This window comes from Pantoea sp. BL1 (assembly GCF_000963985.1).
Taxonomy (GTDB): Bacteria; Pseudomonadota; Gammaproteobacteria; order Enterobacterales; family Enterobacteriaceae; genus Pantoea; species Pantoea rwandensis_B.
In genome coordinates, this window is record NZ_JZRH01000098.1 from 1 (window position 1) to 1174 (window position 1174).

Sequence of the window (1174 nt, forward strand, 5' to 3'; positions counted from 1 at the left end):
TGAAGTGAACCCCTTAACCTGGACAGTTACAGCATCGCCTGTTGGTACTGAGTTCGGTATTGTACCGGACTCAGTCCACCTAACCCCGTCTTGATCCGTTCGTAGTTGTAATAGTTTATCCAGATTCCTATCGCTTCCTTTAACTCATCGACGTCACTGTACTTTTCGTGATGCCAGCACTCCGTCTTCAGTAACCCGAAGAAGCTCTCCATCGCCGCATTATCAAGACAGTTGCCGGGCCGCGACATGCTTCTTATCACACCGTGCGCGCTCAGCTTCATCTTCCACTGGCTGTGCTGATACTGCCAGCCGCGGTCTGTGTGCAGCACCGGATGTTCATCTTTATTCAACTGCCTCAGCCCATCATCCAGCATCCCGGCCACCAGGCCAAAGTCCGGCTTCGTGCTCAGATTCCACGCCACGATTTCCCGGTTAAACAGGTCCATCAATGGGGACAGATAGACTTTCCCTCCTCCCAGGCCGAACTCCGTCACGTCACTGACCCATTTCTGGTTCGGTTCGCTGGCCTGGAAGTTTCTCTGCAGAACGTTAGCGCTGAGGTGTCCGCAGGGGCCCTTCCAGGACTGGTATTTCCGGGGCCTCAGGTTCGATGCCAGCTTCAGTTCCCGCATCAGTTTCCTGACCGTTTTATGGTTCAGCGCCATCCCGTCATTACGCAGCGCAGCCGTAATGCGGCGGTAGCCATAGCGGCCCTTGTGATAGTGAAAAAGCCCGGTTATCCGTTCCTTCACGCTGGCGTGCCTGTCCACCGGATTGCGCAGAAGTTTACGCTGATAGTAAAAGGTGCTGCGGGCAAGCCCGGCAATATCAAGCAGCACGGCCAGACTGAAGCGCTGGCACAGCGCGTCCACTATTCGGGTTTTGATTAAGGTTTCCGGTTCTTTTCGGCCTGCCTCAACTCCTGAAGCTTTTTTAGATAGGCCACCTCCGCACGCAGATATTCCAGCTCTTCTTCCTGAGAGCGAAAGACGCGATGCGGTGCGGTAACCTGATTATCCGGCGTTTTTTTCTTTCCTGACACGGGACACCTCGGCGTTGTTTTGCGGTGAAGTGCCATGATACCTCCCTCGAGATAAAGTTTCTCCCACTGGCTCAGGATGCCGGGATTACGAATGCCAAAGTGAGGGGCCGTTTTGCGTGCAGAGGCGTTGTT

At 54.4% G+C, this 1174-nt stretch carries 1 protein-coding gene and 1 pseudogene; both read right to left on the minus strand.

Features of this window, described 5'->3' with window-relative positions; translation table 11 throughout:
* Positions 1-26: 26 nt before the first annotated feature.
* Positions 27-872 carry an IS3 family transposase gene (locus VH86_RS24520; protein ID WP_045816526.1) on the minus strand — a complete coding sequence of 282 codons (846 nt, stop codon included), beginning with the start codon at positions 870-872 and terminating at the stop codon, positions 27-29.
* 14 nt (positions 873-886) lie between these two features.
* Positions 887-1174, minus strand: a pseudogene (locus VH86_RS24525) (IS3 family transposase); the annotation flags it as partial.